This is a genomic window from Rhodococcus sp. AC861, from assembly GCF_979256035.1.
This window is the reverse complement of record NZ_CEEDMW010000002.1, coordinates 312,613-333,615: the sequence shown is the minus strand read 5'-3', so window position 1 is coordinate 333,615 and position 21,003 is coordinate 312,613. Positions and strand designations below refer to the sequence as shown.

The window sequence follows — 21,003 nt, the reverse complement described above, 5'->3', positions numbered from 1 at the left end:
CCGTGCTCTGTCGTGACCGCTCTCGATGACGAACTGATGTCCCGGATGGTCGACCTCGCCGACACCTCGGCGTTCTCCGTGCGTGACGACGATGACGACGACCCCGTGCTGATCACCCCGCACGGCGATCCCGTGGACACCTGGCGTCAGGCGTACCCGTATTCCGAGAGGCTGTCCCGGCCGGAATACGAAGGGACCAAGCGTCTCCTGCAGATCGAGTTGCTCAAACTGCAGATGTGGATCAAGGAGACCGGTGGCCGCCACGTCATCGTCTTCGAGGGTCGGGACGCTGCCGGCAAGGGTGGCACCATCAAGCGGTTCATGGAGCACCTCAATCCTCGCGGTGCTCGTGTCGTCGCACTCGAGAAGCCGTCACCGCGCGAATCGACGGAGTGGTACTTCCAGCGCTACGTCACTCATCTGCCGGCCGCTGGTGAGCTGGTTCTGTTCGACCGTTCCTGGTACAACCGCGCCGGGGTGGAGCGCGTGATGGGGTTCTGCAGCGACGAGCAGTACGGGCGGTTCCTCGCTCAGGCACCGCTGTTCGAGCAGATGCTGGTCGACGACGGAGTGCAGCTGACCAAGTTCTGGTTCTCGGTGTCGCAGCTCGAGCAACGCACCCGGTTCGCCATCCGGCAGGTGGACCCGGTCCGCCAATGGAAGCTCTCTCCGATGGACCTGGCGTCGCTGGACAAGTGGGATGCGTACACCAGGGCCAAGGAAGACATGATCCGCTTCACCCACACCGATCACGCGCCGTGGACCACGGTCAAGAGTAACGACAAGAAGCGTGCCCGCCTCGAGGCCATGCGGTTCGTCCTGGACAAGTTCGACTACGCCAACAAGGACCACGAGGTGGTCGGTCGTCCCGACCCGTCGATCGTCGGACTCGCGGAGCCCGACACCGACTAGGAGTCACCGCCTCCGATGGTGCGCCACAGAAATGTATACGCCAGAGCGGATTTGAACGCTGCCTGGGCATTGTCGGCAGCCCCGCCGTGGCCACCCTCGATATTCTCGTAGTAGGACACGTCGTAGCCGTACTCCTCGAGCAGCGCGTCCATTTTCCTGGCGTGACCGGGATGCACACGGTCGTCCCTGGTGGACGTCGTGATGAGGATCGGGGGATAGGCGCCGCCGTGCATCGCCGGCGGTGACACGTTCTGATACGGACTGTAGTCGGAGATGAAGGCCCATTCCTCGGGGTCGTCCGGGTCGCCGTACTCCGCCATCCACGACGCCCCGGCGAGCAGTCGGTGATACCGCTTCATGTCCAGCAGGGGAACCTGGCACACGATGGCGCCGAACAGTTCCGGGTACTTCGTCAGCATGATGCCCATGAGGAGACCGCCGTTGCTGCCGCCCTGAGCGCCGAGCCGGTCGGGTGTAGTGATGCCGCGTTCCACCAGATCCTGTGCGACAGCGGCGAAGTCCTCGTGCACCTTGTGTCGACCCGACTTCAGGACCTGCGTGTGCCACGACGGTCCGTACTCGCCGCCGCCGCGGATGTTGGCGACGACGTAGGTGCCCCCTCGGGACAACCACGCCGCTCCCACGACGCCGCTGTAGGCGGGGGTCAGGGACACCTCGAAACCGCCATAGCCGTAGAGCAGAGTCGGACCGGCAGGTGCCGGCTCGCCTCCGGTTCCGGCGCCCCGGACGACGAAGTACGGCACCCGGGTGCCGTCGAGGGATGTCGCGAAGTACTGCTCCACAACGAGATCCGTCGTGTCGAAGAACGCGGGCGCCGACTTGAGCGCGACAGGTTCGCGACCCACCGTCCCCACCAGAAGGGTGGACGGTGTCAGATAGCCGCTGGCGTCGAGGAAGTATTCATCCCCGCCGAACTCCGGGTCGGTGCCGATGATCGTGATGTCCACGGCGTCGGGAAGGCCGCTCAGGCGGTCGGACGTGACGGTGTCGCCGAGCGTGACCACACGCACACTCGAACGGACGTCCTCGAGCACCACCAACAGCAGGTAGTTCTCCGTCCAGGCGTACTGGTGCAGAGATGTCCGGGCGTCAGGTGCGAAGACGACCGTGAGATCGCGCGTCCCCGAGAGGAATTCGTCGAGCTTCGCGGCCAGCAGCGACCCGGCGGCGTACTCGGTTCCGTCGACGACCCACGGCGTCGTCAAGCGGACGGTGAGCCATTCCTCGTGGACGGAGACGGACGCGTCGGTGGGGACGTCGATGACGGTGGTCGATCCGTCGTCGTTCAGGATCGACGTGACCGCATTGAAGAAGTCGGTGGCCCGCTGAACCAGGCTGCGCTCGTAACCCCGCGTCGAGTCGTGCGAGGCGGACACGGCGACGTCGGTCTGTTCACCCTCGAACACCACGGGCGCCTCGTCGAGCGGCGTTCCGCGCTGCCACCGGTGGGCGCGACGCGGATAGCCGGAGTCGGTCAGCGAGCCGGGTCCGAGGTCGGTGCCGACGAAGACGGTGTCGGCGTCGATCCAGTCGATGTCGGTCTTGGCTTCCGGTACATGGAAGCCGCCGCTCTCCGGGGCCACGAAGGACCGCGTCGACAGAGAGAATTCGCGGACGACGGACGCATCGGCGCCGCCGCGGGACAGCGAGACCAGTGCACGGTCGAACGACGGCCGGAGTACCTGTGCGCTCTTCCAGACCCAGTTCTCGTCCTCCGCACTCGCGAGTGCATCCAGATCGACCAGGACGTCCCACTCGGGGTCGTCCAGGCGGTACTGCTCGATCGTGGTGCGGCGCCACAGCCCGCGGGGGTGCGCCGCGTCCTTCCAGAAGTTGTAGAGGAAGTCGCCGCGCTTGCGGGCGTACGGGATGCGCGAATCGGTATCGAGGATGTCGCGGATGCGACTCTCGAGCGCACGGAACTCCTCGTCCGAGGCGAACTCTGCCATCGTGCTCTCGTTGCGGGCGCGCACTCGCGTCAGCGCAGCATCGGCGGTCACATCTTCGAGCCATTCGTACGTGTCGGTCACCCACGCCATTCTGCCGCTGCCCTCGTGGGTCTGTCGTCGCAGGCTACGGGCGCGAAGGCGTATTGGTGAGACCGAAACAAGATAAAGGTATGTTTATGGGGTAGTATCACGCCGTAAGGAATGAAACGAGTCGGTATTCGGTCGGGGTGACCATCAGTAGGGAGTGGATGATGACCATGTCGATCCAGAGTGACGGCGTCGGCGCGGTACCGACGCGCTCTGCAGTGTCGCGGGAGACTCGTGGCAACGGCCGAGAGCGCGACTACTCCGGAGTCCGTGTGCTCTACCTCGGGCAACGATCGGCCGACGTGTCGGCGGCGGTGAGCGCGGCCGTGCCGGGTGCGGAGCTGACCTTCGTGGATGCAGAACCACTCCACGGCCTGTCCGTCGACGGTGAGGCCGTCGTCGTCATGGACGGATCGCACGATCCCTCGGACGTACCCGCGCTTCTCGACGCCGCCGGTCGCCGGAGCGTCGGCATGGTGGTCGGGTCGCGGAGTGTGTCCGGCGGTCGCGACGGATCGTCGCTCGCGCGCAGAGTGGGGACCCGAGTTGCCAACCTGATGATCCGACACGTCGTCGACCTGCCCGTGCACGACGTCACGTCGAGCTTCCGGGTGTACTCGGGCGATGCCTGGCGGTCCATCGGTGGCGTCTCCGTTCTTCGTGACGGTGTGCTGCCGGCTCTCATCGCCTCGGCCCATGCCGTTCATCATCAGCGCTGGGTCATCGCGGAGGTGCCGGTGAGTACGCTCCCGTCCTCCGCGCGGACCTTGTCCGACGTCGCGTCCGCGGCCGGCACCGTCGCGACTCTGGCGCGTCGCCGCCGGGCCTGACCTACCTCCGACCCGAGGCCTACTGTTGTCCGAGTGACGGACACCTGGGAACAGCACACGTGTCTGCCGCTGTACGCCGACACGGACATCACCGAGCTCGCGCGCTACGAGCCCGGCACCTACCTGTCGGTCAACGTCGGCTACTCACCGCACGACAAGGCTCTGGCGACCGAACTGGCCACCTCGTGGACCGCCAGAGCAGTCGCCGACGGGAGATTCCTCCCCGTGCGCAGTGTCGCGGACATCGACGAGGCTCGTCGGAAGGGCCTGCGGGCGCTCGCATTCGATCTGGAGGACTCCGCACCGATCGACGGGGACCTGGACAATGTCCGGTACTTCGTCGAGCTGGGGGTGCGCTCGATGCTTCCCACGTACAACCACGCCAACGCAGCAGGCTGCGGGTGTCTCGACGCGACGGATACCGGTCTGACCGCGTACGGCCGCGACATGGTGCGTGTGATGAACGCGGCGGGCATGGCGGCCGACGGTTCGCACTGCTCGCGGAGGACGGGACTGGACATCGCGTCCGTCACCGATCGGCCGATGATCTACAGCCACTCCAACTTCGCGGCCCTGTGGACGCACCCGCGCAACATCACGGACGAGCAGGCGCGTGCCTGCGCGGGCACCGGCGGAGTGGTCGGTATCAACGGTGTCGGCATCTTTCTCGGGGTCAACGATCCGGACGACCGAGCGGCGCGCGTGCGCGCCATGGCGGATCACGTCGAGTACGGAGTCGACCTGATCGGCGTCGAGCACATCGGGGTGGGGTCGGACTACTCGTTCGACCACGAGGACTTCAACACCGAGCTGGCACTGCATCCCGAGGCGTTCTCCGAGGAGTACACGAAATACGGTGCCTTGCAGTGGGTTCCGCCCGAGGATCTGCACACTCTCTCGGCGGTCCTGATCGACCGCGGGTGGGACGACGCTGCGGTGGGAGCCGTCATGGGCGGCAATTTCCGCCGCGTCGCCGACGCGGTCTGGACGTGATCTTCTCCGATCAGGCTGGAGTGAGGCGGAAGATCGGGAAGCGTCGACCCTCGGCAGTCTCGATGTAGTCGAGGAAGCCGGGGGACGCGGCGGTGAACTTCGCCCACTGGGTCTCCCACTCGTCGTCGCCCACCTCGGTCACGTCGACGGTGACGATCCGCACGGCGCCGTCGCCGGGCACTTCGACGTCGATCCGGGGATTCGACCGCAGGTTGTGCACCCACGCCGGGTCCTTCACCGCGCCGGCCGCCGATCCCACGATGAGCCAGGTGCCACTCTCGGCGATGGCGAACAGCGGGTTCAGTCGCACCTCGCCGCTGCGCGCACCGATCGAGTGCAGCACCACGAGGTTGTCGCCGAATCCGGCTGTGCGGACGTGGCCGGCGTTGTCCCGGAATTCGGAGATGACCTGCTCGTTGAAGTCGCTCATCCGACCATCATCACCGGCGGGAGTCGGAATGAGAAGAGTCGACGAGGGGAATAACGACCGACTCGCCCCCCTTGCACCTGTGGAGAGTGCGCGTTGCTTGGTCCGCTCGTGGACCGGGTAGTCCGCTCGCAACTTCACCAGAACTCGACGACGAGGAGATATCCCCCATGACACAGGTTCCTTCGATTTCCCTCAACGACGGCCGTTCCATCCCGCAGCTCGGTTTCGGTGTGTTCCAGATCGAGCCGGAGAAGACCGCGGACGCTGTCCGTACCGCGATCGAGGTCGGCTACCGCCATCTCGACACCGCGCAGATGTACGGCAACGAGAAGGAGACCGGGCAGGGAGTCAAGGACTCCGGCCTGAGCCGCGACGACATCTGGATCACCAGCAAGCTCAACAACGGCTTCCACCGCCCCGACGACGCTCGTCGCTCGTTCGACGAGACGCTCGAGAAGCTGGGCACCGACTACATCGACCTGTTCCTGATCCACTGGCCGCTGCCGACGCAGTACGACGGTGACTACGTCTCCACCTGGAAGGTTCTCGAAGAGTTCAAGAAGGACGGTCGCGCGCGCAGCATCGGCGTCTCCAACTTCCAGGTTCCGCACCTCGAGAAGCTCGCTCAGGAGACCGACACCGTCCCGTCGGTCAATCAGATCGAGGTGCACCCGTACTTCTCCAACTACCTCGTGCGGGCCTACGGCGCCGAGAACGGCATCGCCACCGAGGCATGGTCGCCGATCGCCCAGGGCAAGGTCCTCGGAGACCCGGAGCTCGAGCGCATCGCGCAGGACGTCGGCAAGACCACCGCGCAGGTCACCCTGCGTTGGCACATCCAGCGCGGCGACATCATCTTCCCGAAGTCGGTCACGCGGGAACGCGTCGAAGCGAACTTCGACATCTTCGACTTCGAACTCGACGACCGTCAGATCGCGGACATCTCGGCGCTGGACAAGGGCGAGGACGGCCGCACCGGCCCGAACCCCGACACCTTCGACATGATCCCCGACTGACTGGAGCCGCTGAAATAAAGACACGAAAGGTCCGGTTACCCTGCGTGAAGGCCGGAGGCCGGCCGGCTACCGGTGGGTAACCGGACCTTTCGGCATGTGGCGGGTCCGACGGGACTAAGGTGGACAACCGTGACCTCACACTATGACGTCGTTGTACTCGGAGCCGGACCCGGTGGGTACGTCGCAGCCATCCGCGCGGCGCAACTGGGCCTGAAAACCGCCATCATCGAGCAGAAGTACTGGGGCGGTGTCTGCCTCAACGTGGGCTGCATCCCGTCCAAGGCTCTGCTGCGCAACGCCGAACTGGCGCACCTGTTCACCAAGGAAGCCAAGCAGTTCGGCATCTCCGGTGACGTGTCGTTCGACTTCGGCGCTGCCTACGATCGCAGCCGCAAGGTCGCGGACGGTCGCGTCAAGGGCATCCACTTCCTGATGAAGAAGAACAAGATCGACCAGCTCGACGGCAAGGGGTCGTTCACCGACGCCAACACCATCGAGGTGGAGCTGACGAAGGGTGGCAGCGAGACCGTCACCTTCGACAACGCGATCATCTCCACCGGCAGCACCACCAAGCTGCTGCCGGGCACGTCGCTGAGCGAGAACGTCGTGACGTACGAAGAGCAGATCATGACGAAGGAGCTCCCGGGCTCCATCCTCATCGTCGGCGCGGGCGCCATCGGCATGGAGTTCGGCTACGTGCTCAAGAACTACGGTGTCGACGTCACCATCGTCGAGTTCCTCGATCGCGCGCTCCCCAACGAGGACGAGGACGTCTCCAAGGAGATCGCCAAGCAGTACAAGAAGCTCGGCGTGAAGATCATGACGGGCGCCGCGGTGCAGAGCATCGACGACGACGGCAGCAAGGTCACCGTCGCGATCAAGAACAACAAGAGCGGCGAGACCGAGACGGTCACCGTCGACAAGGTGATGCAGTCCGTCGGCTTCGCTCCTCGCGTCGACGGCTTCGGGCTCGACAAGACGGGCGTCGAGGTCACCGACCGCGGCGCCATCGCGATCGACTCGGTCATGCGCACCAACGTCCCGCACATCTACGCGATCGGCGACGTCACCGCGAAGCTGCAGCTCGCGCACGTCGCGGAGGCTCAGGGAGTCGTGGCCGCGGAGACCATCGGTGGAGCCGAGACGCTTCCCATCGACGACTACCGCTTCATGCCGCGCGCGACGTTCTGCCAGCCGCAGGTCGCCAGCTTCGGTCTGACCGAGAAGCAGGCCAAGGATGCCGGCCACGACATCAAGGTCGCCACGTTCCCCATGACGGCGAACGGCAAGGCGCACGGACTCGGTGACCCCACCGGCTTCGTCAAGCTCATCGCCGACACGAAGCACGGCGAGCTGCTCGGCGGGCACCTCATCGGACCTGACGTCTCGGAGCTCCTCCCGGAGCTGACGCTCGCGCAGAAGTGGGACCTGACAGCTACCGAGCTCGCGCGGAACGTGCACACGCACCCGACGCTCAGCGAGGCTCTGCAGGAGGCCATCCACGGCCTCGCGGGCCACATGATCAATTTCTGATCGTCCGACGAGAAACACCCCGGTCGCTCCTGGCGGCCGGGGTGTTCGTCTATCGAGTGGGACCCTAGTAGTCGCGCTCGATGCGGAGCGTTCCGATGGTCGACGCCAGGCCGTCGTACTGGGTGACCAGCAGCACGAACTCGACGAGTTGCTTGTCGTCGAACACGCGGGCCAGCGCCGCCCAGGAATCGTCCGAGATCGTCTTCGTGGACACCATCTCGTCGGCCGCGGCCAGGAACACGCGTTGGCGCGCGTCGAGACCGGCAGCGTCGGGACCGGCGAAGATGCGCTCGCGCAACTCGTCGTCGACGCCGGCGCGCTTCCCCAACCGGATGTGGTGGTCCAGTTCGTATCCGCACTCACGCAGGTGCGCGACCCGCAGGATGATCGTCTCGGTGTCCTTGCGGGAGATGCGTCCACCGGGCATCAACTTCGAGCTGTAGAACAGCCAGCCCCGGAACAGGCCACCGGTCCGTCCCATCGTGGTGAAGAGGTGGCCTTCCTCGACCCCTCCCAGCTTTGCGACGATGCGGCAGACGACCCAATTGACCGGGCCCAGTTCGCGGATGGTCCGGCCGGGTGCGATGCGGGGAGAAGTCACGATGCCTGACGCTAGTCGACGCGGGTGTCGGTCGCCGCGCTTCCTCTGATGAGGTACGGAGACACCGAGCTGCGATGCTCGTCGATGTCGAGTTCCTTGCCCAGGGGAGGGAAGGCGCGTTGCGGACAGTTCGCGCGCTCGCACACCCGGCATCCGGCGCCGATCGGGGTGGCGACGTTCGGGCCGTCCAGCTCGAGACCGTCGGCGTAGACCAGCCGATGTCCGTGCCGCACTTCGCATCCCAATCCGATCGCGAACGTCTTGCCCGGCTCTCCGTAGCGCGCCGCTCGCCGTTCGACGGTGCGGGCGATCCACAGGTAACGCCGCCCGTCGGGCATCTCGGCGATCTGCGTCATGATCTTGCCGGGGTACGCGAATGTCTCGTACACGTTCCACAGCGGGCAGGTGCCTCCGCTGGAGGAGAAGTGGAATCCTGTGGCGGACTGACGTTTCGACATGTTGCCCGCCCGATCGACGCGCACGAACGAGAACGGCACACCGCGTAGCGACGGCCGTTGGAGCGTCGACAGGCGGTGGCAGATGGTCTCGTAGCTCACCGAGTAGTAGGCCGACAAACGCTCGATGTCGTACCGGAAGTCCTCGGCCACCTCGTGGAACCTGGTGTACGGCAGGACGGTGGCCGCCGCGAAGTAGTTGGCGAATCCCAGGCGGGCCAACGCGCGGGATTCGTCACCGGTGAAGCCGCCCTCGGCGACCATGCTGCGGATCAGGTCGCCGTTCTCCAGGTACGCCAGTTCCGCGGCGAAACGGAACACCTTCTGCCCGGCGGACAGATGCGGTGAGATCTCCAGGACCCGAGTCTTCGCGTCGAAACGGTGGAGGACGTTCTCGCCGAGGTCGATGCGTTCGATCACCTGGACGTCGTAGAGGTTGCGCAGTCGTTTGGCCACTTCGGCGGCGACGTCCGCGCGGTGGAAGCGGAGGCGGTTGGTCAGGTCCTCGGCGGCCCGGTCGAGATCGTCGAGGTAGTTCTGCCGTTGGTAGAAGTAGTCCCGGACTTCCTCGTGCGGCTTGGAGATCGCCGCGCTTCCGCTGCCGTCGGAGAACCGGTCCTCGGTCGCGGCCGCCAACTGAGCCGTCGTGTTGCGGTAGCGCCGATGCATGTTGACCATGGCGCGGGCCAGCGCGGGGTGCGAGGCGACCATGTCGGCGAGCTCGTCGACGTCGGCGTCGACCCCGATGTCCTGATCGAGTGTCACCTCGCGCAGCTCGGCGACGAGGCGGGTGTCGTCCTGGGTGGAGAAGAACGTGGTGTCGACGCCGAACACGGCGGTGATGCGGGTCAACACTGCAGAGGACAGCGGCCGGACGTCGTGCTCGATCTGGTTGAGGTAACTCGCGGAGATGTCGAGCTGTCGTGCGAGCGCCGCCTGGCTCAGTCCTCGCTCGACTCGCAGCTGGCGGAGCCTGCTGCCGACGTAGGTCCGTGCCATGGTCCCAGTCTAGGAGCGCCGTCCGCCATTACCGCGTCTTGACCATATCGTTGCAGGTAGGACGGGTTTTCGGTCTGGTCTGTCACATGCGGGCGCCCTGGGGAAGACGGGCGCACACTAGGCGTTGCAGGGGGCGGATACGCAGTACACGTGAGAGACGAATGTGAGGAGAAGCGACATGGCCGACTCGGTACGACAGGAAATTGCCCGCGACGCGGTGGTTCTGGTGGCAGGAACCGTTCTGGTGTTGTCGACGCTCTGGCTCCCCGTGCCCCACCGCAGCGAGGTGACCGGTGCCATCCTCGTGCTGGGACTGCTGTCGGCGTTCTCGGCGCTGTGGGCCATGGGCAGCGCATCGCGCTCGAGTCACTGGGCCCACGTCGTGCTGGGCGTCGTGCTGGCGACGTCACCCGTCGTGCTGGCATTCCCCGCCGGCGCCAGTGCGGCCGACTACTACGCGCTCGTCGGCGGCGTCGTGATCGCGGCGATGGGTGTTCTGGGAGTGCTGACCGAGCGTCGTCGGGTCGCCGTGACGGTGTGATGCGCGAGAAAACAGTACGAACGTACGGTGACGGTGGTCACAGGCCGGCATGGATGATGCCGACGGAGGGCGATTCGACAAGCGCTCTCGTCGGCGGCCGCCATTGCGTGCATTTCGTTCCCCAACTGCGGTTATCAGGTTACTGACGGGTACGGAGACGCCGCGGACCCCCCGGCGATCTTCGCAAGATTCGCAGAACGCGCGTACTGCTTAGCGGAGATTTACAGTCTCAGCAGGTAGACACCACTTTTTCTCTGTGCCATCGTGTGTTTGTACATCCGATATGCCTGGCAAGCCTGCGAAGCACGAGCAAGCTGCCGACGCAGACGCAACAGAGACGGAGCTTTTCGATGTCGACCACCGGCACCCCGAAGACCACGGAAGAGATCCAGAAGGATTGGGACACCAATCCCCGCTGGAAGGGCGTCACTCGTAACTTCACGGCACAGCAGGTTTCCGACCTGCAGGGCACTGTCGTCGAGGAAGCCACCCTCGCTCGTCGCGGCTCGGAGATCCTCTGGGATCTCGTCAACAACGAGGACTACATCAACTCGCTCGGTGCCCTCACCGGCAACCAGGCCGTGCAGCAGATCCGCGCCGGCCTCCAGGCGATCTACCTCTCCGGATGGCAGGTCGCCGGTGACGCGAACCTGTCCGGCCACACCTACCCGGACCAGAGCCTCTACCCGGCCAACTCGGTTCCGTCGGTCGTGCGCCGCATCAACAACGCACTGCTGCGCGCCGACGAGATCGCCAAGATCGAGGGCGACACCTCGGTCAAGAACTGGCTCGCTCCCGTCGTCGCCGACGCCGAGGCGGGCTTCGGTGGCGCCCTGAACGCCTACGAGCTGCAGAAGGCCATGATCGTGGCCGGCGCCGCCGGTGTGCACTGGGAAGACCAGCTCGCGTCGGAGAAGAAGTGCGGCCACCTCGGTGGCAAGGTGCTCATCCCCACCCAGCAGCACATCCGCACCCTGACCTCCGCGCGTCTCGCGTCCGATGTCGCCGACGTCCCGTCGGTCATCATCGCCCGCACCGACGCCGAGGCCGCCACGCTGATCACCTCCGACGTGGACGAGCGCGACCGTGAGTTCCTCGACGGAACCCGCACCGCCGAGGGCTTCTTCGGTGTCAAGAACGGCATCGAGCCCTGCATCGCCCGCGCCAAGGCCTACGCGCCGTACGCCGACCTCATCTGGATGGAGACCGGCGTGCCGGATCTCGAGGTCGCCAAGAAGTTCTCCGAGTCGGTCCGCAGCGAGTTCCCCGACCAGCTGCTCGCCTACAACTGCTCGCCCTCCTTCAACTGGAAGGCGCACCTGGACGACGCGACCATCGCGAAGTTCCAGAAGGAGCTCGGCGCGATGGGCTTCAAGTTCCAGTTCATCACCCTCGCCGGCTTCCACTCGCTCAACTACGGCATGTTCGACCTGGCGCACGGCTACGCCCGCGAGGGCATGACCGCGTTCGTCGACCTGCAGGAGCGCGAGTTCAAGGCAGCCGAGGAGCGCGGCTTCACCGCGATCAAGCACCAGCGTGAGGTCGGCGCCGGCTACTTCGACCGCATCGCCACCACCGTCGACCCCAACACGTCGACCGCAGCCCTGAAGGGCTCGACCGAAGAGGGCCAGTTTCATTAACCCCCACTCGGCGCTTTCTGCGCACTAGTCAGGCGGCTCGCAGCTTTCGTTGCGGGCCGCCTGTCTCGTATCTGCGGGCTTCGCCCGTGCCCGAGCAGAGTTACCCCCGTCTCACCCTTTCGCGTTGTCGCGCAGGGAGTCCCATTTCGAAGGAGTTTTCGTGGCCGTGGACAAGATCGAGCGCGTCGGGATCGTCGGCGCCGGACAGATGGGCGCCGGTATCGCCGAGGTGTGCGCCCGCGCTCACGTCGACGTGCTGGTGTACGAGAAGACCAGCGAACTCGCTGCTGCCGGCAAGGCCCGGATCACGAAGTCGCTCGACCGCGGCGTGAGCAGCGGCAAGATCACCGAACGTGAGCGCGACCAGGCCGCTGCCCGGTTGTCCTTCACGGCAGACCTCGCCGACTTCGCCGACCGCGAGATCGTCGTCGAGGCCGTACTCGAGGACGAGGCGATCAAGACGGCACTGTTCGTCGAACTGGACAAAGTGGTCACCGACCCCGAGGCTGTGCTCGCGTCCAACACGTCGTCCATCCCGATCATGAGGCTCGGCGTCGCGACGACGCGGCCCGAACGCGTCATCGGCATGCACTTCTTCAACCCGGTGCCGGTACTTCCGCTGGTCGAGCTCATCTCCTCGCTCAAGACGTCGGACGCCGTCGTGCAACGCGCGGAACGATTCGCCGCGGACGTGCTGGGCAAGCAGGTGGTCCGCGCCGCGGACAGGTCCGGCTTCGTCGTCAACGCGCTGCTCGTGCCGTACCTGCTGTCGGCGATCCGCATGGTCGAGTCGGGTTTCGCCACCACCGAGGACATCGACAAGGCGACCGTGCTGGGACTCGCGCACCCGATGGGTCCGCTGGCACTGTCCGACCTCATCGGGCTCGACACGGTGGCGTCCATCGCCGACTCGATGTACGCCGAGTACAAGGAGCCGCTGTTCGCTCCGCCGCCGTTGCTGCTGCGCATGATCGAAGCGGGGCTGCTGGGCAAGAAGACGAGCGCCGGTTTCTACGAGTACGTGAACGGACGAATCGCCAAATAGCGCCTGTTCGCTCGACGGCCCGGACCGGTGGAACAACTCCACGCGATCCGGGCCGTCGTTGTCAGGGGTCACTGAACTGCCGAGAAACCGACCGAAATCCCGTTCCGACGCGTTAGTTTTCACCGCGGCGCTCATCTGCGCCGCTGTGGACACGAGACGGACAGGGGACGTGACATCGCACTCGGTACGCCCTTCATCTCCCGGTTCACGACGGGAACGCGGACTCTCGGCCGCTTCGCCGATCTGACCGTCGCCACCTTCGGCTTCCTCGTCCGTGACCTGATCGGACTGCGTTTCGTCTGGCGCGAATTCCTCGACCAGGCATGGTTCATGGTCACGGTGACGGTTCTTCCCGCGATCCTGGTGTCCGTTCCGTTCGGCGTCATCGTCTCCGTCCAGGTCGGCAGCCTGACGTCGCAGATCGGCGCCACATCCATCGCCGGGGCCGCAGGCGGGCTCGGCGTCATCCGACAGGGCGCACCTATCGTGACCGCGCTGTTGCTCGGTGGCGCAGCAGGTTCCGCCATCGCGGCCGATCTCGGCGCACGCACGGTGCGCGAGGAGATCGACGCGATGCGCGTCATGGGTATCGACCCGGTCCGCCGGTTGGCGGCCCCCAGGCTCGCCGCGATGCTCCTCGTCGCACCGCTTCTCTGCTCGCTCGTCATCTTCATGGGTCTGGTCTCCGGATACGTGGTCAACGTCGGGTTCCAGGGCGGGACACCGGGCAGCTACCTGTCCTCGTTCGCGTCGTTCGCCTCCACCACCGACCTCGTCGTGGCGCTGGCCAAGGCCGAGATCTTCGGCATCATCGTCGTCCTGGTCGCCTGCCAACGCGGATTCGAAGCCACGTCCGGACCGCGCGGAGTGGCCAATGCCGTCAACGCATCCGTCGTCGTCGGAGTGCTGTCGGCGTTCATCGTCAACGTGCTCGCCACACAGCTGGTGTCGATGTTCCTTCCACAGCGGCTGGGGTGACCGGATGACCGTCTCGCGCTATTCCCCGCCCGGCACCGCCCCGTTCATCCGCGGTGGCAAGCGCATAGCCCGCGTGCCGATGGGCATGGTCGAGCACCTGGGCCACCAGCTCACCTTCGTGTGGCAGGTGCTCGTCGCGATCCCGCACACACTGCGCTCCTACCGCCGCCAGACGATGATCGTCCTCACCGACATCACCTGGGGCAGCGGCAATCTCGTCGTGGGCGGCGGCACCGTCTCGGTGCTGGTCATCCTCGGCGTCGCAGTCGGTTCGTCCATCGGTATCGAGGGTTACAACGCACTGAACCTCGTGGGTATGGGTCCGCTGACGGGATTCATCTCCGCGTACGCCAGCACCCGCGAGCTCGCCCCGATGATCGCCGCCATCGGATTCGCCAGTCAGGCCGGATGCCGCATGACCGCCGAGATCGGCGCGATGCGCATCTCCGAGGAGATCGACGCACTCGAGGTCGTCGGGATCCGGTCGATTCCCTTCGTCGTCACCACGCGCGTCATCGCCGGCGTCCTGACGATCATTCCGCTGTACCTGCTGACGCTGATCCTGAGCTACATCTCCTGCGCGATCATCGTCGCGGCGTTCGGAGACCAGTCGTCGGGAACCTACGACCACTACTTCTCGGCGTTTCTGCAACCGTCCGATCTGCTGTACTCGCTGCTCAAGGCCACCATCTTCGTCGGCGCCGTCATCATGATCCACGGCTACCAGGGCTATTACGCCACCGGTGGACCCGAGGGCGTCGGCCGTGCGTCCGGCCGGGCGATCCGCGCGTCACTCATCGTCATCGTCGTCCTCGACATGATCCTCACCGTGGTCATCTGGGGCGTCGACGTCGGCATCAGGATCTCGGGGTAGGGGCGCGGCATGGCAGTTTTCGACGACCTCTCCCGCCGGTCCGCGGGCCCGAGCGCACTGCGCGTCCGCGGGCTCGTCGTCGCCGTCGTTCTCGTCGTCCTCGGAGTCGTCCTGACGAAGTACGCGACAGGCGATTTCGAGTCGCGGTTCGACCTCACCATCGACAGCACCGCGGTCGGTGACGGGCTCGCCGTCGGATCGGACATCAAGTACCGCGGACTTCCCGTCGGCCGCGTCGACGACATCGAGCCGCTCGGGTTCGGCTCCCAGCGGGTGCATGCGCACATCGAACCCGTCGTGGCCTCGGTCCTGACCGACGACGTCACCGCGCGCTTCTCGTCCGCGACGGTGTTCGGGGCCACCGTCATCGAGCTGTACTCGGAAGGTGCAGGCGCACCCTTGCGAGAGGACACCGTTCTCTCACTCGGCGACGACACCGAAACCGCGACGGTGACAGGCGTGTTCCGCAGACTCGCGAGCCTCACCGACGTTCTGGACGCGGACAACACCAACCGAGTCCTGGACCTGATGTCTCGGGTGTCCAGCGAGTTCGGGGACAGTTTGAAACCCTTCTTCGACACGGCGCAGATGATGGCCGAGACCCAGCGCGCACCCCTCGGCTGGAAACTGCAGCGAGGCGCCGTGCTCGCCGACGGCCTGGGAGCGTCCATCGGCCCCGTGACCGACGTCGTCGACAAAGTGGTGACCAGCAGCGAGTACTTCGAGACACCGGAGAACAGGGACCGAGCCGTGAAAGCGATGCAGGGTCTCGGCACCGGTCTGTCCATCCCCCTGGGAGATCTGTTGCGGGACAACAACCCTTATCTGAAGCCCCTTCTCGACACGGTGCTCGACATCCTCCTGCCCGTCGCTCTCTCGGCAGGCACGCTCGCACCCTCCTACCAGCGAGTGCCCGACGCAATCGCGGGGGTGGAGGACGCCTTCCCGACCGTGGACGGCCGGACACAGCTCCAACTGCAGGTGATCGTCACGAACATGCCGACCCTGGCGGGGCCCGTCGAGGCGTTCGCGAACAGCGTCGGAGGTGGACTGTGAGTCGCGGGGCATCGACCGTGGGCACACCGGTGGGAACGCTGCTCAAGCTCGGCGCGTTCGCCGTCGTGGCGATCCTGTGTCTCGTGCTGATCGGCGGCGCACTCCGCAGCGGAGTCAGCGGGGACCGTTCGACGTTCGACGCTCGGTTCGACGACGTCTCCGGCCTGTACGAGGGCGACGACGTGCGCCTGTCGGGCGTGCTGGTGGGGACCGTCACCGGAATCGAGCTCGACGGGACACGCGCCAGGGTGACGTTCGACGTCGACGCGGATCGACCGGTGCGGACGACGACCAAAGCTGCTGTGCGATACCAGAACCTGCTGGGTCAGCGGTACCTCGAGCTGATCCGCACGGACGACTCCGGGTCGGACCTCGAGTCCGGGGCGTCCATGGCCGACGACATGACGGTGCCGTCGTTCGATATCACCACACTGTTCGACGGGTTCCAGCCGATCTTCGAGACCGTCGACACCGAGCAGGTGAACCGCTTCGCCCAGAACGTCCTCGACCTCGTGCAGGGCGACGGCTCCGGTCTCGGTCCGGTCCTGCGGGATCTCGACGGCTTGACCAGCTACGCGCAGCAGCGCGAAGACCTCATCGTGATGCTCATCCGCAACCTGGGAGCGATCTCCGGCGTCGTGGCCGAGCGGTCGGAACAGCTCGGGCGACTGTTCGCGGAACTGGACCGCGTCGTGTCCACGTTCGGTGATCGAGCCGACACCTTGCTCGACGCCGTGGACGACATCAACAACGGCCAGGGTCCCTTCATCTCGATCGGCGAGCAATTGCGCGACACGTACGACTCCGAATACGGCCCGGTGGACGCGGCATTCCACCGCGTCGTTCCCGGCGCCCAGCAATTGGTGGATCTGCTCGCGATGGTGCCGAGCCTGCTGCGCGGCGTGGACACGACGGTGCAGAACGCTCCCGAGGGCCAGGTCTCGTCCTGTTCCGCCGGAGACGCCGACATTCCCGGTATCGGGTCCGTCGTTCTCGGCACCCAGCGACTGGTGGTGTGTCGATGAGTTCCGTGCGTGCCGGAAGCCAGACCGTCTGGGGAATCGTGGGGGCGCTAGCACTGGTCGTCGCCGTGGTCGCTGCGGTCGTCGTCTACGTTCTTCCGCTCGGAAACCGGACGTACACAGCAGCATTCGAGACGACCGGCGGAGCACACGCCGGCGACGACGTCCGGATCGCGGGAATCTCGGTGGGATCGGTGACGGGGATGCAACTCGCCGGCGATCACGTCGACATGACCTTCGAGGTCCGGGAGGACATCGCGCTCGGTGACGCGACATCCCTCGGGGTGCGGTTGCTGACGCCGATCGGTGGCCACTACTTCGCTCTGGTGCCCGGCGGCACCGGAGAACTGCCCGACAACCGTGTCCCGATCGAGCACACCAAGGTGCCGTTCACGCTGTCGGACACGGTCGAGGCCGCGACGCCCATCCTGCGTGACCTGGACGGAAAGTCTCTTCGGCAGACGATCGCCGAGATCGACCGCTCCGTGCAGGCGCAGCCCGATTCCATCCGGAACATCACCACGTCCTTGACCTCCATGACCGGAGCCATCGCCGACCGGCAGGACGACCTGGACCGCAGCCTGGACGTGGCCGACGAGTACATCGGAGAGCTCGCGACGGATCGCGAGATCCTCCTGGGCCTGCTGAAGCAGATCGGCATCATCACCTCCAAGCTCGGCGCCAAGCGGGCCGACGTGGCCGCGGCCGCCGACAAGCTCTACCGGCTGTTCGATCTGCTGCACCGACCGATCGTCGCGCTCGACGAAGGTATCGGTCCGACCATCGACGAGATCGAGAACCTCGTGGCGACGCTGAAGGCACGCACCGGATCCATCGACGAGGCGATCTCCGCAGGCCGCGAGTTCTCCGACTCCATGGCAGGCCTGCTCGACACCGGTGCCGGACCCGTCATCGACCGGAGCGCCGGTGTCGTCACCGGCACCACCCTGTGCGTCCCGATACCCGGAAAGGTGTGCTGACATGGCGATGCGCAGCAAAGTGGTGGTCGCCGCCGTCGTAGCAGTCGTTCTGGTGGGCGCGGGAACGGCTGCGTCGTCGGCCGCGCAACTGGTGGGAACGCCGCAGTCGGACGTGTGCGCCGACATGACCGACTCGGTCGGTCTGTACGAGGGCAACGACGTCACGCTCCTCGGAATCCCCGTCGGAGAAGTGACCAGCATCGAGCCGCGCGGCGATCATGTCCGAGTCACCATGTCGGTGGACGAGTCGCTCGCGCTGCCCGCCGACGTGGGCGCCGTGACGATGTCGGACTCCATCGTCACCGATCGTCGGCTCGAACTGACCACTCCCTACCGGGACGGCGCACAACTCGATCGCGGTGCGTGCATTCCGCTGGAACGCACACGGACTCCGATCGGTATCAGCGACACCCTCGAGGCCGTGAACAAGCTCGGTGCCGAGCTGCTGGGCACCACGTCCACGACCGACCCCGACAATCCCCGTCCTCCCGACGAGGAGATCCTGGGCGACACGCTGCGATCGCTCGACACGGCGCTGGACGGCAGCGGCGACCAACTCGGAACGGCGCTGTCGCAGGTGTCGTCCCTGGTGGGCAACCCCGCGAACAAGGACACCCAGGTGCGGCGCATGGTGGACAGCGTCGACACGTTGACCACGACGCTGGTCGATCGTTGGCCGGACATCACGCTGCTCATCGAGAACCTGAAGCAGGGACTCGGCGCCGCCGGCGACTTCTCCGAGCGCTTCGCCCAGGCCATCGACCTGACCGTGGAGTTCCTCCCCATTCTGGAGAAGACCCTGCCGAAGTTCGCCCCCACTCTGTACCGTGTGCTCGATGTCGTGGTGCCGATCGTGGCGATCATCGTCAGCAGGGTCGGCGACATCGCGAGCATCCTGTCGCGGGTCCCCAAGCAGACCGAGCAGCTCGCATCCCTGCAGGACCCGGGCACCGGTGCCGCACGACTGACGTTCGCGCCGCCGCAGTTCGAGGTCGCGACGGGCAGTGGGTCCACGGTGAACATGGATCTCGTTCCCCTCGTCCTCGGAGCGGCGGCCACCCGATGAAGCGCATCGTCGCGGTGGTGACCGCGGTGGCAGCGACCGTGACGATCTCCGGGTGCGGCGCGTCCATCGCGGACCTTCCGGTGCCCGGCAGCTACGTGCCCGGTCCCACCTATCGGGTGGACATCGAGTTCTCGAGTGTGTTGAACCTGCCCGCGCGCGCGAAGGTCGTGTTGGACGGAGTCGACGTCGGGTTGCTCGAGTCGGTGACGCTCACCGGGTCGACGGCCGTGGCAGCGGTGAACATCGACCGGACCGTCGAGTTGCCCGCGACGACGCGCGCGGAACTCCGGCAGGGCACCATCCTCGGAGAGATCTACGTCGCGCTCGAGCGGCCCGCCGACGGGTCGGATACGTCGGGCGCGGTTCTGCGGGACGGCGATGTCGTTCCACTGGAACGGACGTCGCCGGCGGACAACGTCGAGGACGTGTTGCGAGGACTGTCCGAGGTCGTCGCCGGCGGACACATCGTCGACTTCGAACGCTCGATCGAGCGATTCAACAGGGCGATCCCGCCGGACCCGGCCACCGTCGACCTCATCAACGGCAAGGCGCGCGAGGCGCTGAGCGATCTCGCGACACACTCGGCCGAGCTGGACCGCATTCTCGGCGGCGCCGAGGCCGTCACCGGATCCTTCGCGGCGAAGACGGACACCCTCGACACCATTCTGACGAGTGGACCCGAACGGGTCGGCGGTCTGGCGGATGCGCTGCTGGTGGTGGTCGACGCGCTGATCGACCTGGGCTACATGTCGCGCAACATCGGAGACGTGATCAACCCGGTGGCCGGTGATCTGCACGATGTCATCGCCACCTTGCAACCCATGATCCGCACGCTCGCGACCGCCGACCTGACCGCCCCGATGCTGGCGTCCCGGATGGATGCACTGTTGCGGGACAAACTCGTTCCGTTCTTCACGTCGTCCCCGAACGTCCGCATCACCTCCGTGTCGGGTGACGCGGACCCTGTCGATCGGGCAGACCAGATGATCACGGTTCTTCGATCGATCGGATTCGTACGATGAAGTCGTCCATCCTGTCGGCCACGGCACTGGTGGCGGTCGCCGTGGTGGGCGTCGGGTACCTGTCGCTGAACGTCCTCGACATCGACCCGAGGCGCGACTACTCGGAGATCACGGTGCCGCTGATCACGTCCGGCGGTCTCATCGACACCTCGCAGGTGACGCTCCGAGGCTTCGCCGTCGGACGTGTCGAACGTATCGACGTCCTGGGTGATCACCTGCGCGCCGTCGTCAGAGTCGATGCTGCACAGCGTATTCCCGTCGACACGGAAGTCCGCGTCTCGAACCTGTCCGCCGCCGGCGAGCAGTTCCTCGACTTCCGGCCGCACACGGACTCCGGCCCGTACCTGGCCGACGGCGATGTCGTCGATCCCGCCGACGTGTCGGTCGCCCCCAGCGTCAGCGACACCCTGGCCGTCGCCGAAGCGCTCACCCGGGAGATCGACACCGACGCGATAGCCGGCATCGTCGACACCGTCGATACCGCCACCCGCGGGCGCGAGTCCGACATCGACAACGTCGTCGAGGTCCTGAGACTGCTGTCTCTCACCCTCGGCGACAAGAAGGACGAGATCCGGCGGCTCTACCGCAACCTGCAGGTGCTCGGCGAGAACGCCTACGCGGACGCACTCGGACCGCGGCTCGCGGACGCCGTGCCCGAACTGGAGGCATCGGGAGCAGGTCTCGAGCACCTCATCGGTTCGTACCAGAGCTACTCCTACGTCGGAGAGACCGTGTGGGACGGCGAACTCGCGCGGTTGGTCCCCAAGATCGACGAGTACCTGAGCCAACTGTCTCCCGATCTGGGGTTCATCGCCACCGTGCTGCGTCCGGTCACAGCCCCGATACGTCCCGTGCGGGTCGACGCCGGCGCGCTGGTGACGATGCTCGAGCAGGTGTTCCCCCGCGGTGGGCCTGCGCGTGTTGCCGTGACGGTCGCCGGAAACTGACTGCAG

The 21,003-nt window shown here is 66.1% G+C and carries 20 protein-coding genes; 16 read left to right on the top strand and 4 right to left on the bottom strand.

The annotated features are described in order from the left end of the window. Positions 1-36: 36 nt before the first annotated feature. Positions 37-912 carry a polyphosphate kinase 2 gene (gene ppk2 / locus AC0IX4_RS06950; protein WP_471828801.1) on the top strand — a complete coding sequence of 292 codons (876 nt, stop codon included), beginning with the start codon at positions 37-39 and terminating at the stop codon, positions 910-912. On the opposite strand, the gene AC0IX4_RS06945 is transcribed toward ppk2, so the two are convergent. After that, positions 909-2,972, bottom strand: a complete 2,064-nt coding sequence (locus tag AC0IX4_RS06945; RefSeq protein ID WP_471828501.1) for a prolyl oligopeptidase family serine peptidase — start codon at positions 2,970-2,972, stop codon at positions 909-911. The two genes, ppk2 and AC0IX4_RS06945, sit on opposite strands and share 4 nt — an antisense overlap. A gap of 161 nt (positions 2,973-3,133) precedes the next feature. Between AC0IX4_RS06945 and AC0IX4_RS06940 the strand changes: the two genes are divergently transcribed. Next, positions 3,134-3,799: a glycosyltransferase family protein gene (locus tag AC0IX4_RS06940; RefSeq protein ID WP_471828500.1), complete on the top strand. Its 666-nt coding sequence runs from the start codon at positions 3,134-3,136 to the stop codon at positions 3,797-3,799. Between the two features lie 33 nt (positions 3,800-3,832). Next, positions 3,833-4,792 carry a dipeptidase gene (locus tag AC0IX4_RS06935; RefSeq protein ID WP_471828499.1) on the top strand — a complete coding sequence of 320 codons (960 nt, stop codon included), beginning with the start codon at positions 3,833-3,835 and terminating at the stop codon, positions 4,790-4,792. Positions 4,793-4,802: 10 nt separating this feature from the next. Here AC0IX4_RS06935 and AC0IX4_RS06930 read toward each other — a convergent pair whose 3' ends face one another. Then, positions 4,803-5,222 carry a nitroreductase/quinone reductase family protein gene (locus AC0IX4_RS06930; protein WP_471828498.1) on the bottom strand — a complete coding sequence of 140 codons (420 nt, stop codon included), beginning with the start codon at positions 5,220-5,222 and terminating at the stop codon, positions 4,803-4,805. 167 nt (positions 5,223-5,389) lie between these two features. Here AC0IX4_RS06930 and AC0IX4_RS06925 point away from each other — a divergent pair, with 167 nt between their 5' ends. Together AC0IX4_RS06925 and lpdA are read left to right on the top strand one after the other, a co-directional pair. Beyond that, on the top strand, positions 5,390-6,238 hold the full coding sequence (locus tag AC0IX4_RS06925; protein ID WP_471828497.1) for an aldo/keto reductase: 849 nt from the start codon (positions 5,390-5,392) through the stop codon (positions 6,236-6,238). A gap of 129 nt (positions 6,239-6,367) precedes the next feature. Further along, positions 6,368-7,771 (top strand): dihydrolipoyl dehydrogenase, encoded by a 1,404-nt coding sequence (lpdA, locus tag AC0IX4_RS06920; RefSeq protein WP_042574953.1) that lies wholly within the window; start codon positions 6,368-6,370, stop codon positions 7,769-7,771. Positions 7,772-7,835: 64 nt separating this feature from the next. On the opposite strand, the gene AC0IX4_RS06915 is transcribed toward lpdA, so the two are convergent. Together AC0IX4_RS06915 and ramB are read right to left on the bottom strand one after the other, a co-directional pair. Then, entirely contained in the window at positions 7,836-8,372 is a 537-nt protein-coding gene (locus AC0IX4_RS06915; protein ID WP_042574952.1) for a carboxymuconolactone decarboxylase family protein, read from the bottom strand. A gap of 11 nt (positions 8,373-8,383) precedes the next feature. Next, complete coding sequence (gene ramB / locus AC0IX4_RS06910; protein WP_042574951.1) at positions 8,384-9,826, bottom strand: acetate metabolism transcriptional regulator RamB; 1,443 nt, start codon at positions 9,824-9,826, stop codon at positions 8,384-8,386. Positions 9,827-10,004: 178 nt separating this feature from the next. Here ramB and AC0IX4_RS06905 point away from each other — a divergent pair, with 178 nt between their 5' ends. The 11 genes from AC0IX4_RS06905 (at position 10,005) to AC0IX4_RS06855 (ending at position 20,997) form a co-directional block, all read left to right on the top strand. Next, positions 10,005-10,367, top strand: a complete 363-nt coding sequence (locus AC0IX4_RS06905) for an SPW repeat domain-containing protein (RefSeq protein WP_471828495.1) — start codon at positions 10,005-10,007, stop codon at positions 10,365-10,367. A 350-nt stretch (positions 10,368-10,717) separates the two neighbouring features. Beyond that, entirely contained in the window at positions 10,718-12,007 is a 1,290-nt protein-coding gene (gene aceA, locus AC0IX4_RS06900; protein WP_042574949.1) for an isocitrate lyase, read from the top strand. A gap of 160 nt (positions 12,008-12,167) precedes the next feature. Continuing rightward, positions 12,168-13,052 carry a 3-hydroxybutyryl-CoA dehydrogenase gene (locus tag AC0IX4_RS06895; RefSeq protein ID WP_471828494.1) on the top strand — a complete coding sequence of 295 codons (885 nt, stop codon included), beginning with the start codon at positions 12,168-12,170 and terminating at the stop codon, positions 13,050-13,052. 174 nt (positions 13,053-13,226) lie between these two features. Continuing rightward, positions 13,227-14,030: an MlaE family ABC transporter permease gene (locus AC0IX4_RS06890; protein ID WP_042574947.1), complete on the top strand. Its 804-nt coding sequence runs from the start codon at positions 13,227-13,229 to the stop codon at positions 14,028-14,030. A 4-nt stretch (positions 14,031-14,034) separates the two neighbouring features. Continuing rightward, entirely contained in the window at positions 14,035-14,904 is an 870-nt protein-coding gene (locus tag AC0IX4_RS06885; RefSeq protein WP_042574946.1) for an MlaE family ABC transporter permease, read from the top strand. Between the two features lie 9 nt (positions 14,905-14,913). Further along, positions 14,914-15,960 carry an MlaD family protein gene (locus AC0IX4_RS06880; RefSeq protein ID WP_056073938.1) on the top strand — a complete coding sequence of 349 codons (1,047 nt, stop codon included), beginning with the start codon at positions 14,914-14,916 and terminating at the stop codon, positions 15,958-15,960. Continuing rightward, entirely contained in the window at positions 15,957-16,985 is a 1,029-nt protein-coding gene (locus AC0IX4_RS06875; RefSeq protein ID WP_231568696.1) for an MlaD family protein, read from the top strand. Before AC0IX4_RS06880 ends, AC0IX4_RS06875 begins: the two co-directional genes overlap by 4 nt. Beyond that, complete coding sequence (locus AC0IX4_RS06870) at positions 16,982-17,962, top strand: MlaD family protein (RefSeq protein ID WP_042575001.1); 981 nt, start codon at positions 16,982-16,984, stop codon at positions 17,960-17,962. Before AC0IX4_RS06875 ends, AC0IX4_RS06870 begins: the two co-directional genes overlap by 4 nt. A 1-nt stretch (position 17,963) precedes the next feature. After that, positions 17,964-19,028: an MCE family protein gene (locus tag AC0IX4_RS06865; RefSeq protein ID WP_042574943.1), complete on the top strand. Its 1,065-nt coding sequence runs from the start codon at positions 17,964-17,966 to the stop codon at positions 19,026-19,028. Beyond that, a complete protein-coding gene (locus AC0IX4_RS06860) occupies positions 19,025-20,050 on the top strand; it encodes an MlaD family protein (RefSeq protein ID WP_042574942.1) in 1,026 nt (341 codons plus the stop codon). The genes AC0IX4_RS06865 and AC0IX4_RS06860 overlap by 4 nt, the downstream gene beginning before the upstream one ends. Then, positions 20,047-20,997 carry an MlaD family protein gene (locus AC0IX4_RS06855; protein WP_056073936.1) on the top strand — a complete coding sequence of 317 codons (951 nt, stop codon included), beginning with the start codon at positions 20,047-20,049 and terminating at the stop codon, positions 20,995-20,997. Before AC0IX4_RS06860 ends, AC0IX4_RS06855 begins: the two co-directional genes overlap by 4 nt. Positions 20,998-21,003: the final 6 nt, after the last annotated feature.